12 protein-coding genes are annotated in these 14,842 nt (G+C 56.9%); 7 read left to right on the top strand and 5 right to left on the bottom strand.

What is annotated here, in order from left to right:
* Positions 1-39: 39 nt before the first annotated feature.
* From AC07XM_RS06905 to AC07XM_RS06890, 4 genes are all read right to left on the bottom strand, one after another.
* A complete protein-coding gene (locus AC07XM_RS06905) occupies positions 40-846 on the bottom strand; it encodes an IclR family transcriptional regulator (RefSeq protein WP_102688960.1) in 807 nt (268 codons plus the stop codon).
* 30 nt (positions 847-876) lie between these two features.
* Positions 877-1,875 (bottom strand): Gfo/Idh/MocA family protein, encoded by a 999-nt coding sequence (locus tag AC07XM_RS06900; protein WP_102688959.1) that lies wholly within the window; start codon positions 1,873-1,875, stop codon positions 877-879.
* Between the two features lie 288 nt (positions 1,876-2,163).
* The gene (locus AC07XM_RS06895) at positions 2,164-2,988 is read right to left on the bottom strand and encodes a shikimate dehydrogenase family protein (protein ID WP_102688958.1); all 825 of its coding nucleotides are present in this window, start codon (positions 2,986-2,988) and stop codon (positions 2,164-2,166) included.
* 155 nt (positions 2,989-3,143) lie between these two features.
* On the bottom strand, positions 3,144-4,574 hold the full coding sequence (locus AC07XM_RS06890) for an MFS transporter (RefSeq protein WP_016488188.1): 1,431 nt from the start codon (positions 4,572-4,574) through the stop codon (positions 3,144-3,146).
* 274 nt (positions 4,575-4,848) lie between these two features.
* Here AC07XM_RS06890 and AC07XM_RS06885 point away from each other — a divergent pair, with 274 nt between their 5' ends.
* The 5 genes from AC07XM_RS06885 (at position 4,849) to AC07XM_RS06865 (ending at position 9,576) form a co-directional block, all read left to right on the top strand.
* Positions 4,849-5,643 carry an IclR family transcriptional regulator gene (locus AC07XM_RS06885; protein WP_016488187.1) on the top strand — a complete coding sequence of 265 codons (795 nt, stop codon included), beginning with the start codon at positions 4,849-4,851 and terminating at the stop codon, positions 5,641-5,643.
* Between the two features lie 5 nt (positions 5,644-5,648).
* Positions 5,649-6,449 (top strand): 2-keto-4-pentenoate hydratase, encoded by an 801-nt coding sequence (locus tag AC07XM_RS06880; protein WP_172455916.1) that lies wholly within the window; start codon positions 5,649-5,651, stop codon positions 6,447-6,449.
* A gap of 3 nt (positions 6,450-6,452) precedes the next feature.
* Positions 6,453-7,346: a fumarylacetoacetate hydrolase family protein gene (locus tag AC07XM_RS06875; protein WP_060516994.1), complete on the top strand. Its 894-nt coding sequence runs from the start codon at positions 6,453-6,455 to the stop codon at positions 7,344-7,346.
* Positions 7,347-7,362: 16 nt separating this feature from the next.
* Complete coding sequence (locus AC07XM_RS06870; protein ID WP_016488184.1) at positions 7,363-8,058, top strand: hypothetical protein; 696 nt, start codon at positions 7,363-7,365, stop codon at positions 8,056-8,058.
* A gap of 246 nt (positions 8,059-8,304) precedes the next feature.
* Complete coding sequence (locus AC07XM_RS06865; RefSeq protein WP_102688957.1) at positions 8,305-9,576, top strand: OprD family porin; 1,272 nt, start codon at positions 8,305-8,307, stop codon at positions 9,574-9,576.
* 119 nt (positions 9,577-9,695) lie between these two features.
* On the opposite strand, the gene AC07XM_RS06860 is transcribed toward AC07XM_RS06865, so the two are convergent.
* Positions 9,696-10,373: a DsbA family protein gene (locus tag AC07XM_RS06860; RefSeq protein WP_060516998.1), complete on the bottom strand. Its 678-nt coding sequence runs from the start codon at positions 10,371-10,373 to the stop codon at positions 9,696-9,698.
* Positions 10,374-11,122: 749 nt separating this feature from the next.
* Here AC07XM_RS06860 and AC07XM_RS06855 point away from each other — a divergent pair.
* Positions 11,123-12,214: a hypothetical protein gene (locus tag AC07XM_RS06855; RefSeq protein WP_102688956.1), complete on the top strand. Its 1,092-nt coding sequence runs from the start codon at positions 11,123-11,125 to the stop codon at positions 12,212-12,214.
* Positions 12,215-12,505: 291 nt separating this feature from the next.
* Complete coding sequence (locus AC07XM_RS06850; protein ID WP_256596917.1) at positions 12,506-14,266, top strand: S8/S53 family peptidase; 1,761 nt, start codon at positions 12,506-12,508, stop codon at positions 14,264-14,266.
* Positions 14,267-14,842 lie beyond the last annotated feature (576 nt).

Below are 14,842 nucleotides of genomic sequence, written 5' to 3'. Positions count from 1 at the left end.
CCCTGAGGCCCGCAATGGGCCCAGGTCCAAGTCAGAGCGTCAGCGTGCAGGTAGCGGGCTTTCACCGTTGACCGAAGTCCACAGCGACCAGCACTCGCCAACCTTGATGGCGGACTGTTTCAGATGTTCGATATGAGCATTCAGGGTTTCCTCTCGCATGCGGGTGATAGGGCCGGCGATGCTGAGGGTTGCCACCGGGGCTGAGTTGGCCGGGCGTGTTTTATCGAATACAGGCACTGCCACAACGCACACACCCACTTCACCTTCTTCTCTGACTACAGCATGCCCCTCTTTGCGGATCAGGGCGATGTCATCGAAAATATCGCGTATCGAAACGCGAGCGTTGGGCCCTGCGTACTCTCGGCTTTTCTCGATATCCCAGGCGGCGAGAATGCGCATGGCGCGCTCATCAGGCATGGTGGAGAGCCATGCTTTACCAGCCGCGGTGGTATGGGGGATGATTTTTTCGTCCAGGGCGCGGCGGTATTGAAGGCCCCTGGTGTTATTCGTGGCCTGCAGCACCCAACTCAGATGATCCTCAGCAACTTCCGCCAGGCGAACATGCTCGCCGGTTTCGCTGGCGAGTTCGTCGAGCAAAGGTTGCATTATTCTGGCAAAGCCGGTTTCACTGATGTAGTTCACGCCCATGCTGGGAATTTTAAGCGTCAGGCAGTAGTGGTCCTGCTCGTCTTGGTAAACGTAGCCTCTTTCCCGCAGGGCGCTCAATATACGGTGAGCTGTGGCCATAGCCACTTGAGTCTGTTCACTGATGTCAGACAGGGCGAGGCCGCCTGGATGGGAAAGGAGCAGTTCCAAAGTATTGAAGTAGCGGCCTATATGTGACAATTTTCTAATCCTTAATTTCGTGCCAGCGTTTTAGACCTTGATGGGAACACCACCCAGGCGATCTGACTCATAGGCCGCCTCGATGATACGCATGACGCGGTGCATGGTGGCGAGCCCGGCACCTGCATAAGCACTATCACGGTCAGGCGCGAGTATGTCGATTACGAAGTTGTCGTAATACACGTCAGAGTTCAAGCTCATGTGCAGGTCACTTGCCTGCCCGGACGCGTCCACCAGCCGCATGCCATCTGCGGTGGAGCGTGCGTAGAACTGATCCGTTGACATTGAAAATGAATACTCCCGTTGCTCGGGCGTATTGGCGGGATAATTGTACCCCGTTTCGATAGTGCAGATGCACCCACTCTCGGTCACCAGGGTCATCAACGAGCCGATCTCTACGGCTGTCAGTAGCGGGTCGCGATACATCACGGCTGACACGCTTCGAATCGCCTCGCCGGAAATTTCCTGAACCAGATCGACGAAATGAGGGGCGAGATTGATCGTGCATCCGCCACCCGAGCGTTTCGGCTCAAGCATCCAGGAGCAACTGTTGGTCAGGTAGCGTCCAGGCGGGCCAGCGTTGAATCGAAACGCCAGGGTTCTCCACTTGGCATCACTCTGCCTGGCTTGCTGTTTCAGGCGGTTCAATAACTCGCTGTGCCTCCATATCAACGGCACCGCCACGAACAGGCCGCTGGCCTGTGTGCGTTGGTAAAGATCCAGCACTTCGTGTTGGGTTAGCCCGCAAGGCTTTTCCATCGCGAAGGGGACCTTTTGCTCGATCAATGCCTCGCCCATGGCATGCAGCTCATCGTGCGGGCCAAAGGCGAAGGCAAAATCAGCTTCCTCGTTTTCCAGCAGGGTTTCCCAGTGATCGTAAAGTTTTGCTCCGAAACGCTGGGCGAGAGCAGGCCCCCGCGACCCCGTTGCGTCGGATACCGCCGTGACCGTTACATCAGGCAGACGCTCCAGAGCATCAAGATAGAGCGGGGTGTGCCAGTGACTGACTTCCAGGAGAACGACTTTCAAACATCCACCCTTTATTAATAAGTATGTTTGACAAACTTGGCGACGCTAACGGGGTTTCGGATCGGACCACCGACGAATAGCGCGCAAGCGACACTGCAGAGGTTGCCAGCAGGCTAGCATGACCCTGTTACGAACGGAAGTAAGTTACGTTCTATTGGGGTGCCAAACGCTGGGAAGGCATGGCGGCCAGCATCACGGAGGTGAGCGGGCCGAGAGCATGCGCATCGTGGAGGTTTTGATTGACGCAATGAAGAACCCTCGTGCTGGCTGCCGAGGGGAGGAGGGGTACTAAAGTCCCGTTGAGTAGCGACGCTCGATGTTTTTGAAGCCCAGAAAATCAAGTGCCAGCAAGGCCTGTCCTAAATGCATGGGCTCGCCATCAAGGGTTTTGCATCCGCGCGCTTGTGCCGTCAGTAACAACGCGGTTGGCTCGGATCGAGTGATGATGTCGACCACCACCATGGCGGGGGTTAAACGCTCTGCTTCTACTGGCATCGGATCATCGGGGTTCATGCCGAGAGGCGTCGCATTGATAACGATGTCATGACCTTCCGGGTCTGGTGGACCTGCATGCACATTGCACGAACCCTCTTTGCCAGCGCTTTGCGCCAGGTCAGCGGCGCGGTGCGGGTCCAGATCAGAAATGGTCAGTGAGTAGGCGCCAGCAGCGGCCACGGCAAAAGCGATAGCCCTTCCCGAGCCACCGGCTCCGACCAGCAGGACAGATTTCCCAAGCACAGAAACACCCTGACGCTGCATCCCCAGTACGCAGCCGAGCCCGTCGAACACAGCGCCCTCCCAGCGACCGTCCTTATCGCAGCGAACCACATTTATTGCCCCTACCTGGCGCGCGGAGGGGTGAAGGATGTCCACGACTTCAAGCATGGTCTGCTTGTGCGGCATGGTGACCAGAAGCCCGTCTAGGTTGCGCAAAGCGCGCGCGCCTTTGACGAACTCGGCCAGGGCCTGCGTACCGACCTCCAATGGAATGCACACGGCGTCAGTCTGTGCTTCGGCGAATAGCCTGTTCAGCAGCATCGGCGACCTGGCGCTCTTGAGCGGGTCACCTATCAGTCCATAGATGCGTGTTTTGCCGGTGATGTGGGGATGCATGTGAACCTACTGTAGGTGGCGAGTGCACGCAATTGCCAGCTCGCGGGTTGGATGCTTGCTGGCGGCGCACACGTTCATCGCCTTGGGGCTCAACGTGCTGCGCAGGGCAATTGCGCAACACGTTGAGCGTGATGGGTCTGGTTGTCAGGTGTGCGTCACAGCAGTTGATTTTTCAGCGCTTGATTGGGGGCGCTACTGCTCGATCTGGGATTGGACTTTTCCTGCAGCAGTTCGTACTCCTCCTTCGACATCGGCACCGCGTTGGGGTCGCCAAGTTCGCTCAGACGAATACGGAACGTTTCGCGGGTCGTGAACGCCGCAATTGCGCAGATCGCACAGATACCAAACGTCAGGGCGCCAATTTTCAGCGGGATATTTTCGGTGCCAGGCGGCGCAACCGATACGAACAGCGCTGGCAGAAACGCTGTGCATGCCACGCCGATGTTTTGACCGATAGCCATACCGGTGACGCGTACCCGGGTGCGGAACAACTCTGGGAACATGCTTGGGAAAACACCATTGAAGCCTTGGTAGGCCACACCCCACATGAGAAGCGACAGGATCAGAGACAGCCAGAGATTGTGGATGCTGATGGCATAGAGGTACCCAAACGACAACAGGCCGCCGCAGAGCACGCCCACGATCACTGGGGGGCGACGCCCAATTCTGTCAGAGAGTCTACCGACGAATGGGATAAGTATCACCGCGCACAAATTGCCCAGGACAGGAATCCACATGAACAAGCCTGAGGGGAAGCCAATACCGTAAGCAGGCTGGACTGCATAGGTGGCGCCGAACACGGAGGCGAGGATTGCAAGGACTGCAGAGAGTGCCATGCAGACGACGCGCAACACATCCTTCCAGCTTTCGGTGAGCACTTCGACCACTGGCAATTTGCGAGGCTTGTCCCCTGCTTGCGCCTCAGCGAAGACCGGGGCCTCATGGACTTCACGGCGGATGATCCAGCCGACCACAAGCACCACAGCGCTCAGCAGGAACGGAATTCGCCAGCCCCAGGACGCAAAAGCATCTGCGGGCATGAATTGGGCCAGTGGCAGGAACACCGCCGCCGCTAGCAGTTGCCCGGCTTGCACGCCTTGAAGGGTAAAGCTGGCGAAGTAACCACGGCGCCCGTCAGGTGCATGCTCCATGGTCATGGAGCTTGCGCAAGACACCTCGCCGGCAACCGCGAACCCTTGGATCAGACGCAAGGTAATCAGTATCGCGGGAGCCCACACGCCGATCTGGTCGTAGGTCGGGAGCAAGCCAATGCACATGGTCGAAAAGCCCATCAAGAACATGCAGTAGACCAGGACTGTCTTGCGCCCATGGCGGTCACCCAGGTGCCCCAGCACCACCGCGCCTATAGGTCGTGCGATGTACCCAACCCCGAAGCTGGCAAGTGAAACGATGATGCCGACGGTGGGATTGTCCGTTGGAAAAAACAGCTGCGGGAAAAGCAAGGCTGCGGCAGTGGCATAAATGAAAAAGTCGTAGTACTCCAACGCCGAGCCGATCCAGCCGCTAGCGGCGGCCTTCCTCGACTGACGCTTGGAGTGTGGATCGCTCGGGATGCCATGGCTCATGAAGTGTCTCCGGTACCGTGATTTTGTTATTGTAACGTCGTTCCATTTGTAATGTTGTTCCGGAGCATTGCCTTTGTCAAGGCTGCTGGCAGGTCTCAGGCCCCGGTCGTCGACCTGCAACAGGCTGGCAGCTCAAGCCCGGTTCAGTGTTGATGGCAGGCGTGCATTTGCGTTGACTTGACGAGGACACGGTGCTTACTATTGTAACTGTGTTCCAAATAGAACAGCGTGACATTTTGGTTGGCGCTGCTCATAACCAGCTGAGAAGAATTCCATGAGAGTCGTTAAAGGTGCTGTTGATCGCTGCCTTGAGGCTATCGAGCTGCTGGCTCGTGAGGCCCGCTGGATGCGAATGTCTGATATTGCAGGTGAACTGGGGATGGAAAAGGGGCCGGCCCACCGTGTGCTTGCGCAGTTGGTAGAACAAGGCTGGGCCGAGCAGGATGAGGCGACCTCCCAATACCGGCTGACACTCAAGCTGGCGCTTTTAGGGCAGCGTTACCTGAACGGCATCGGGCTGCCGGAGCTTGTGCAGCCGATTATCGAAAACGTAGCGTCTTTATCCCATGAGCTGGTACGCCTGACTGTCGTCTGCGAGGGCGGTTTGTCCTGGCTCGCCTCGGCTCAAGGCGCTGCACCTGGGTTGATGTACTCGCCAGCCATGGATCAGCCAATCAATCTGTACACCACTGCAAACGGCAAAGCCTGGCTTGCATCCATGCCTGACGAGCAAGCTGTCGAAATCGCTATCCGCGACGGTCTGGGCAAAGACCTGGGTGTAGGCAAAGGCCCTAAGGCTATCAATACCGTTGAACGCTTGCTTTCCGATTTGGCGGCGACCAGGTCACGAGGTTATGGCCTCGTTGTGGAAGAGGCTGAGGCCGGTGTGTGGGCTATCGCGGTGCCGGTGAAGATGATCCCGTCGGGAGTTGTGGTCGGGACCATGAGTATTGCCGGCCCGGTGTTACGGATGCATCCAGACCGCTATGACGAATTGCATGCACTGCTCGAGGATGCTGCGAACAAGCTCGGGACGGTATGGCCTCGGCAACCCAGCGTGCAGGGGTGAAGCTCATGGATCAGTGCAGTCAATCAGCTGATGCGCGTGAACCCACCCTTATGCAAGCCGCCGCGTACCTCGCGAAAGCACGCCAAACGGGTAATCGACTAGATGCTCTGCCCTGCAATGAGGCGTCACTGAGCCTGGAGCAAGGCTTCCAGATACAGCAGCATGTCGGTGTGCTGGCCGGGAAAAAAGTGGGCGGATGGAAATGCGCATTGCCCAAACCTGGCAAGTGGATAGTCGCGCCCATCTACACCGATAGCATCGTGAGTTGCGACCGATACCCCCTGGGCTTCGCAACTTCCACAGTGCGAATCGAACCCGAGCTTGCTTGCGTGTTGGGCGCCAGTCTTCCTGCCCGCGCGGCGCCGTACACGGCCGATGACATTGCGCGGGCCATCGGCCAGGTACACCTGGCACTCGAGGTAATCGACTGTCGGTACACCGATCCGCAGAAAGTCCCGTTCGAGCAGTTGCTGGCTGACGGGTTGTTCAACCATGGGTTAGTGCTGGGGCCACGTGCCATTTCGCTGAACGCGAACAATTTGCCCACTCACCTCGATGTAACCCTGAGTCATCCAGGTGTAGAGCCTGTGAGCATTGCCGGCACTCACCCGGATCAAGACCCCGTCTCACCGATTGTCTGGCTGGCAAATTTTCTTTCTGCACATGGCATCGATCTGCAAGCGGGTCAGGTCGTTATCACCGGGTCCTATGCAGGGCTGCTCGAAGTTCCCACCCACCAGCCGCTGGACATCCAGTTCGGCGAGGCAGGATCTCTGTCTGTCTTTTTTTCAACGCTTGAGGAGTAACGTATGCGCTTGGTTCGTTTCGGTTTGCCAGGACAAGAACTGCCTGGGATTTTGGATGCTCGAGGACAGGTCAGGGATCTTTCTGGCATCGTCGATGATATCGATGCCGCAGCGCTGGCACCGTCCAGTCTCGAAAAACTACGAGGCATCGACATTGAGCGCCTGCCACTGGTACCGGCCGGGACACGTTTGGGCCCGTGCGTGGGCAGCGTGCCGAACCTGATCTGTATCGGCCTCAATTATTCTGACCACGCCGCCGAAACCAACACGCCCATTCCGAGCCAACCTGTGGTGTTCAACAAGCACACCGGGGCGATCAGTGGTGCAAATGACCCTGTGATCCTGCCGGGTGATGCAAAGAAGCTCGACTGGGAGGTCGAACTGGCCATCGTGATTGGTTCACCTGCCTGGCACGTAGAGGAAAGCAAGGCGCTGGATCATATCGCCGGTTACTGCCTGGCAAACGATGTCTCCGAGCGCGCCTATCAGCTTGAGTACGAAGGGCAATGGACAAAGGGCAAGAGCAGCTTTTCCTTCGCGCCACTTGGCCCTTGGCTGGTGACTCGTGATGAAATCGCCGACCCGCAGAACCTCGACCTCTGGCTGGAAGTGAACGGCAAGCGTTATCAGAACGGTAACACTCGGACGATGATTTTCAGCGTGGCTCACATCGTGTCCTACCTCAGTCGTTTCATGCCCCTGCTGCCGGGTGACGTCATCATCACCGGCACACCGCCCGGCGTAGGCCTGGGCCAGAAGCCGCATGTGTTTCTCAAGGCCGGGGACGTCATGCGTGTAGGTGGAACGGGGTTGGGCGAGCAGTGCCAGACTGTAGTTCCCTATGTTTCGGAGATGGGCGCAGCCTGGGTTGACGGTCGCTACCCTAACGTTGATTGACCCCGGAGTAAAAGATATGAGTTTTGCAGGAACAGGCGTAGTCGCAATTTGGCATGATCTTTTGCCCGAGGCGCGGGATGAGTTCTACGAGTGGCATAACCGTGAGCACATGCCAGAGCGCGCGGCGATCCCTGGTTTTCAGCGGGGACGGCGATACATCGCGCTCGATGCGGGGCCTCTCTATTTCAATCTGTACGAGGCCGATACCGTCGGGGTGTTAGGGGGGGCAGATTACCTGGCTCGCCTCAATGCGCCGACACCCTGGACACAGAAAGTCGTGCAGTCGTATCGCAATGTTGCTCGATCGATCTGTGACGTGCACTACACCGCCGGCGTAGGAAATGGCGCCTACCTGGTCACCCTGCGCTTCAATGTAACCGCCGAACGCCACGCAGACGTTCTCCAGGCGTTGCGTGATCAGGTGCTGCCTCCACTGGCCGATGCTCAGGGGATCACGGGGATCCACCTTTGCACCGCCGATGAGGCCGTCAGCAAGGTTGAGACTGCGGAGAAAAAGGCCCGATCGGAGGGTACTGAAATCCCATCCTGGATCATCATCATCGAAGGCTGTGCCGCAGACTATGTCGGGCATGCCAGAGCGCAACTGGTCGAGGCCGTTGGCAACGTGCTGGACGAACCTGAACCGCAACTTGCCACGACGCTTTATCAACTGGAATACACCCGCTGCAAGACCCCTTCCAGCGCCGGGTGATAATTGCCGAGCTGCACTAAGCAAACAACGTTCCGCGTTTTGCTCCTTTGGGTGCGCCGCGCGTGCAGATAAGCACGCTGCGGGCGCGCTCTTTTTCGGCCAGCGTCCCGGCGCTGCAGTGCGTGCGAAAAAAAACGCTATTCAAGGGTGATGCGTCAAACGACAACAAGAATTAAAACCTCGTTGAATGAATGTTCGGCGTGAAGGGCTGCGTTTCAATTAACTATCTGTTGTGGAAAAATAAAAATGAAAATCCGCGCATCCGGCTCTATTTTCATTCACGCAAACGTGTTTATCGCCGTGCCGCTGCTGAGTACTGCAATCGGCGCACAGGCAGTCGAAACCGGGTTTGTAGAGGATTCAACGGCAGGATTGAACCTGCGTAATTATTATATTAACCGCAACTATGTCAGCGACTCCGCGACTCAAAGTAAGGCCGAGGCGTGGAGCCAGGCGTTCATCTTGAACTACAAGTCCGGCTTCACCCAAGGCTTGGTAGGTTTTGGACTGGACGCCATGGGTCTTTACGCTGTGAAACTGGACGGTGGCCGTGGCACGCCGGGGACCCAATTGCTGCCGATTCATGACGATGGCCAAGCGGCAGATGATTATGGGCGGCTGGCCATTGCAGGCAAAGTCAGGATCTCCGCTACGGAGCTCAAGGTCGGCGAATGGATGCCTACACTACCGATCTTGCGTTCCGATGACGGGCGTTCGTTGCCGCAGACGTTCAGAGGTGCGCAGGTCACTTCTCGAGAGATCGAAAATCTCACTTTGTATGGCGGCCAATTCCGAGCCAACAGCCCACGAAACGATGCCAGCATGGACGATATGTTCCTTGCCCAGAAGCCGGGCGTCTTTTCGGATCGGTTCAACTTTGTGGGTGGTGAGTACACGTTCAACGACAAGCGGACGTTGCTCGGTGGTTGGGGCGCTGAGTTGAAGGATATCTACCGCCAGCAGATGATCCAGATCACTCACAGCCAGCCCATTGGCACATGGACACTGGCTGCCAACGTCCAATGGTTCACGGGGAAGGATGACGGGCGATCATTGGCGGGTGGTCTCGACAACCGGACCTGGTCTGGATTGTTTTCCGCGATGCACGGTGCGAACACCTTTTACATAGGCCTGCAGAAGGTTTCCGGCCAGGACGGCTGGATGAAAGTCAACGGCACTTCAGGTGGCTCATTGGCCAACGACAGCTTTAGCTCCAGCTACGAAAATGCCAATGAGCGTTCCTGGCAGGTGCGCCACGATTATAATTTTGTGGCGTTGGGCGTTCCGGGCCTGGTGCTTATGAACCGCTATATCAAAGGTAGCGGTATTCATATTGGGGGTGAGACCGGTGTCAAGGAGTGGGGGCGGGAGACCGAACTGGCCTATGTGTTCCAGTCTGGCGCGCTCAAAGACTTGAATATCAAATGGCGGAACTCGACGTTACGTCGGGGTTGGGGCACCCATACAAGCTTCAATGAAAACCGATTGGTCCTCAACTATCCGTTTTCGCTGTTTTGATGCAGAGGGATGGGCGGCAGTCTGTATCAGGCCACGCAGCGTCCAGCCCGTAGGCAGGTAGCCCTGAATTTTAGGTACAAAGACCGCGACGCGTTGCTGAGCGCCGTACCGAACGTGGCTTACCTGGGCATCTCGCTTATCACGTCCGCAGGCATTTCGGAAAGTTCGGGTGCGCTCAACAGGTCCACTGCGGACAGCAGCGCATCGGGTTCGATGGGGCTTTCCAGGATCACGGTGTGTTGGGTGTGATTGTCGATCAGGCGCAGAGTCGGTGTGGCGTTCAATCCGTTCTGCGAGGCTTCCGTGTTTTGGCGGGCCGCGGTTTGAGCCACCGCTTCACCCGCCAGGCAGCGTTGCAGGCCTGGCGTCCCACCGGAAGAGGTGCTGACGGTGGCCAACCCCTGGCCGTTGCTTTGCGAGTGCAGGTAGACCCAGACACCTGCCCCCCACAGGCCCTCTGGGCCTTCGGGCTGGCCTACGCATTCGAGCAGCCGCGCTTCGCGACTGGATGCAGGCTCGTTTTGTGGCAACGGCAGATCGGGCCAGGCCAGGTTGACGTGATCGTTGGTGACGATCCAGCGCTGCAGTTGGGGCAGGTAGAACCGGCAATGGGGGCATTCAAGGTTGGTATAGAGCGTGACCGTAAAGCGTGCTTCGGGGTTGCCATAGATCCACGGTGGGCCGCTATCGGCAGCGGGGTGTAAGGGTAGCGGTAGCCACCAGCACAGAGCCAGACCCGCGACAGCGAGCCAACCGCAGGTCCATTTCAGGTTTTGCGCCGTTATCCGTTTGCGCATGGTGTCGCTCCTGACAGTTCCTGGTTAACCCGCTTTAAAGGCTCGTTGCCACGTGCACGGTCGATGTCATGAGCCGAGTTCGGTGATGCCGTGTCCCTGCATGAGGGTATGACGCGCGGTTTTTCCCCCCAGTTCCGTCATTGCCAACGGCAGGCACAGGCTGGCTCGCACGGCGCGAAACAGCAGGTCTATCGACTTGGACAGAATCCCACCCTCACAGGCTATTTCCCTCGGCCATTTAGCTATCCGACCGCCGAACGACCGGTTTCGGCCATATAAGCCAGTCTGGCTTCATCTCAAGGTACCGCCTAAAAAATATCAGATCTTTGCCTGATATTTTCGCCAGTAGTCAATTTGATGAAAGCGGATTCATATGATCAAGGGCAACGGGCTGGGTGAGTGTGATGAAGCCTATAGATAACGACGCCGGACCAAGGCTGCCAGATTTTGTCAGTACCAGAGTGAAGTCGTATGTACAAGAGCGTTTGAATGCAGTGTGGGGCGGGCGCCATCTGTTGCCGCGTTGGTTCGGCTTTCGATGAATAGTAGTATTTCAGATGATCAAGCGGAACGTATTGTCAAAGGATGCATTGCTGCCATTAGAACAATCCGCGGCTGAACGCGCTATACAAGGTCGCCGCCGTGAAGACCGGAAAACCACTACCTGTCAAAATTGCCAGTTTTTCATAGGTCCAATTCTATGTATGTTGTTCCTTCACACGGAATGTCGCATACAAGGAGTGGGACCTATGAACAGACTTGTCAAATCACTCGCAGTCGCGGGCCTGATGCTTCACCTGCAGAGCCCAAGCGCTGCTCCAGTTGGTATACCTGCTAAAGCTGTGCAGAATTATCTGGCCCCCTGTTTCACGGCCGGTAACGGTGTGAACTGTGAAGTTTCGGGTGTGGCGCGAGTCGGCGAAAATCTCATCCTTGCTAATGACAAGAAAATGCCTAGGCCTGGCGGTCCTGCAATTTTTACAATGGCACTTGATGATCATCGTATCGTCGGCACGCCCTCCTATCTAGAGGGAACGGTGCTGCTCAAGGCAGACAAGTTTGAAGGCCTTACAACCACGCTGGATGGGAAGTATGTCATCGCCATCACTGCGTTCAACAATCCTTCCAATGACGCCCTCAATACGTTGCTCTACTGGCCAGTGAGCGAACCAAAAAATGCTAAGGTCATCTCTGTATCAACGGGCACTCAGGTGACAAACTCGCAATCTTTGCGGGCGAAAATTAACGAAGCCGTAGGCTCGTCTTATTATCAGATTGAGGCGATTTCTACTTCGCCTGGCGACCGTTTGCTGATAGGTATTCGTAAGCATGGTAAAGAGAGCAAACAAGCAAAATTCTCGTTTTTATTGCTGTCAATTTCTTGCTCCATCAATGAGCAGGGCGTTCAGCTTGGCGACCAATTTGAGATTGTTTTGAGCCTGACGCCTGACCAACTGGTCGAAAAACTGGGTATGCAGGCAGGGGCGTATCCTGAGTTGGGGCTTTCTGGGCTCGAGTTTGACCGCTACAACCAAGACCGCCTTTACGCAGTTACCAGTTACGAGCGAGACGGTAAGGAGGTCGGCCAGAAAGAGATTGGCGGCTTCTTGTGGGTGTTGCCGTTTGAAGGCTCTAAGCTTGGTGAGCCTCAGCCTGTCAGGCTTGAAGAAGGGGCTGTGGTGGCCTTCAACCACAAGCCCGAGGGTGTGGAGGTACTTGACGACAGCCATGTGCTGATCGTGCATGACGACGACCGGGTAAGGGTGGAAGATCCCGAGACGCACACCAGGCGTCAAGAGCACGAATTTGGCTACAGTGTCGTAACCTTCGGCGCAGAGTAAGTTGGAACCTAGGTGCTGATCGGTCTCATTCGGGTAGCCAGCGATCACCGGCCACGGAAATCATCGGGCTGATTTACGCCAGCAGGCGGTAGTGAAGATCTATTTCTCCACTTTAAAGCCATTCAGTTGGACGGCTTCGGAGCTTGAAGCCGCTGGCGCAGGACTGACATTTTTACCAGTAGGCAGGCCTCGCCAAGCGATTTAGGGTCATGGTCAGCGAGGAGGCTGAGCTGCGCGAGTCACAAGAACAACCGTCGGGCACTTCCTCACAGCAACAGGGAAGTGGCAGAAATGAACGGACGAATGTTGTTAACGGCTTGGGCGGCGATCCTCCTGACCTGCGGCGCTGAAGCTTCCGACACGTTACGAATAGATGACCTCGCGCCTTATGGTCGTGGCGACACGGCCGGCTTTCAAAAATGGTGCGCGCAAGTGCGGGGTGTGAATCAGGCACCTCCAGCTGTGGTGGTCGATGGAGTTACTTTGCCCATATCGCGTGTCAAGCAGCAGCGGGATTCCCTGTGCTTCAACTTAGCTGAGGGGGTGAACAGTGGCCCGGTTTGGCTAAGTGCTGGCGGGTTTACGAGCAACGCGGTCTGGCTCAGCACAAGGCAAAGCTGGGTGCAATCTCCCAGCCAAGACCGTCTCGTGACTATCAATGACCGGGTGGTGACTGCTCTGGATTTGATCAGTTTGATCTTGCGTGAAAATACTAACGGCCTGCTGGAGACGCGAAGGATTGCGCTTCAGTACGACGTGGACATCGTTGGGGTGATACCGCCTTTGAATGTCGTTCAAGTGCGTCTGCGCGCTCGCACATTGGCAGCGCGTCACAGCATCGTGAGCAGCATGAAAAGCGACCCTGCCGTGCAGGGGATCGTAGTGGAGGATGACAACCCAGAGCGACCGGAAGATCCTGAACGAATCATCGAGCCGCCTGACCAGGCGGGGTGGATCGCCAACAAACTCGAGCAGGCAGTGGAGGCCTTCAAGCACAATGTTCGTGAGCAAGGGCGGAGTTTTCAGCCAACTAACGTGGTAGTCGGCGTGGTAGAGAAGGGTGTCAATTTTGAATCGACTGATTTCTCGGCGTTTGCAGCGCCGTGCAAAGGCGTCGGCACGTGCCTTTACGCCCGCCACAGTTCTGCGATAAACGGGCACGGCTCAGTGGTTGCCGGAATACTTGCGGCTCGCCTGTATCCGCGCGGCAATGTGGCTTTTCTAAGTCGGTTGGGTGCCGTGGGCGGGCGCTTCGACATCATTGTGGATCGCGGCGCAGCGTCAGGTGTTACGGCTCGCATCGCTGCTTCGGTGAACCTTGTTGAAGACGGTGCGCGGGTGCTCAATTGGAGCTGGGGGGTTCACCGGATAGGAACGCTCAACCTGAGGGGCGAACCTGTAGATATCAACGTCCGCACCGACGAGGCAATGGCCGGGTACGAATTGTTATTGAGGCGTTTCTTTGATTGGTTAGAACACCGGCATTCGAGCGTTGTGGTGGTCAATTCAGCGGGTAATAGCGCCTCCACTACCGATGATCATCTGCCTGCATCATTGTCATCAGCTCAGCTTGTAGTAGTGGGTGGGCATCAGCGAAGTCGCCAGGTTGTGGATGTGGCTGACCCTCGTTTCGCAGTGCCTCGTAGCAGTTCAAACGTTGGCCCTCGTATCGACATCAGTGCTGCCGCGTGTCCGAATCCCTCTCGATCGACTGCGGTGAGGGCCGGGCGGGGTGGAGGGTGTGGCACTTCGTATGCCGCAGCCCTGGTCACTGGCGTGGTCGCTGCGATGATTTCCATCAACCCTGATCTCACCCCACGACAAATCAAGCACTTGTTACGCCAGAGTGCATTGCCGATGATTGCCAGACCTGATCAGGCACGCCGCATTGGGCCGACGCGACCGATCAGAGCTGCCGCTTGCTCGAACAATGTTGCTTGCGCAGTTGAGCAGTTTGCACGGCTGGATATGCATCAAGCCTTGGCGCTTGCGGTCAAGACAAAGCGTCACCCGTCCATGGCTGAAGATGGTGGTGGTGAGTTACTTGAATAGCAGGAGTGGATGAGCACCAGCACGCGGGACGGCTGTTACATGTCGAGCCTCATCGAAACGCCGCTCATTGACACCTTCGCCCTTGTGGGGCCAGCGGGCGCTTCAACACGTTGTTCTGACTATCCCAGTCCCAGGGAAATTGACTTTGACCTGACAGCTGCATCGCGTCCGGCGGCAAGGTGCAGTCGTTCGGTCAACCACATGACGCCGGCAGCTTTCTCATAAAGCTCTGTAATAGACATGCTGACGTGGGGGCGTAGCAGGGCCAGGCAGCTGCGGATAACCCCTTGATGCACAGGCTGTAACCACCCATGACAAAGGCCCAGTTCCCGAGCCTGCGACCACAGAGCCGGGCCCTTGGCGAATGTTTTGGGTTCCCATAACAATGGGATGTCCGAGCTTTGAAGATAAGGGGGTCGAAAATCCAATGCCGCCTGGACGATCCTGCGTCCGCCGGGCAAGAGGTTTTCTGAGTGGAGCTCGTAGGGGGGGCTGGTGTATCTGAAGCTGTAGAAGGTAAATCCCAACCCTGCAGCGAGATGAGGGAGCTCCTTGAGCAATGCCGGTAACTCTCGC

This window comes from Pseudomonas sp. GW460-LB5, from assembly GCF_059423245.1.
The sequence above is the reverse complement of the archived record's forward strand: the minus strand, read 5'-3'. Positions and strand labels throughout refer to the sequence as shown.

Coding starts and splice junctions, on each gene's coding strand:
- AC07XM_RS06875 (WP_060516994.1), top strand. CDS start 6,453: ATGCGCTTGGTTCGTTTCGGTTTGCCAGGACAAGAACTGCCTGGGATT.
- AC07XM_RS06870 (WP_016488184.1), top strand. CDS start 7,363: ATGAGTTTTGCAGGAACAGGCGTAGTCGCAATTTGGCATGATCTTTTG.
- AC07XM_RS06850 (WP_256596917.1), top strand. CDS start 12,506: ATGAACGGACGAATGTTGTTAACGGCTTGGGCGGCGATCCTCCTGACC.
- AC07XM_RS06855 (WP_102688956.1), top strand. CDS start 11,123: ATGAACAGACTTGTCAAATCACTCGCAGTCGCGGGCCTGATGCTTCAC.
- AC07XM_RS06860 (WP_060516998.1), bottom strand. CDS start 10,373: ATGCGCAAACGGATAACGGCGCAAAACCTGAAATGGACCTGCGGTTGG.
- AC07XM_RS06880 (WP_172455916.1), top strand. CDS start 5,649: ATGGATCAGTGCAGTCAATCAGCTGATGCGCGTGAACCCACCCTTATG.
- AC07XM_RS06895 (WP_102688958.1), bottom strand. CDS start 2,988: ATGCATCCCCACATCACCGGCAAAACACGCATCTATGGACTGATAGGT.
- AC07XM_RS06890 (WP_016488188.1), bottom strand. CDS start 4,574: ATGAGCCATGGCATCCCGAGCGATCCACACTCCAAGCGTCAGTCGAGG.
- AC07XM_RS06885 (WP_016488187.1), top strand. CDS start 4,849: ATGAGAGTCGTTAAAGGTGCTGTTGATCGCTGCCTTGAGGCTATCGAG.
- AC07XM_RS06865 (WP_102688957.1), top strand. CDS start 8,305: ATGAAAATCCGCGCATCCGGCTCTATTTTCATTCACGCAAACGTGTTT.